This is a genomic window from Bradyrhizobium sp. Crot121 (assembly GCF_059512385.1).
On record NZ_JCAMOR010000396.1, the window covers coordinates 1 to 433 of the forward strand.

Annotated in this window: 1 protein-coding gene; it reads left to right on the forward strand. The window is 65.8% G+C overall.

The genetic code is table 11. The features are described from left to right. On the forward strand, positions 1 to 433 hold a 433-nt coding region (locus AC5ZGW_RS47160; protein WP_496114276.1), incomplete at both ends, for a TRAP transporter large permease subunit.

The window sequence follows — 433 nt, forward strand, 5'->3', positions numbered from 1 at the left end:
TGTCGGTTGCGATCGTGATAGGCCTGTTCTGGCTAGCGGGGCCGCTCCTGCGGCCGCTCGGCAATCTCAACCTCGTCATCTTCTTCGTCGGCGTTGCCGGCTTCTGTGTCTTTGCCGGCGTTCCCATTGCGTTCGGCTTTGGTCTCGCCATCTTCGGCTATCTCGCGCTGACGACGCGCACGCCCGTGATGGTGCTGGTCGGGCGCATGGACGAGGGCATGAGCCACCTCATCCTGCTTTCCGTGCCGCTGTTCGTGTTCCTGGGCCTGCTGATCGAGATGACCGGCATGGCGCGGGCCATGGTGGCGTTCCTGGCGAGCCTGCTCGGCCATATCAGGGGCGGCCTGCATTACGTGCTGGTCGGCGCGATGTACCTCGTCTCCGGCATCTCCGGCGCCAAGGCGGCCGACATGGCCGCTGTCGCGCCGGTGCT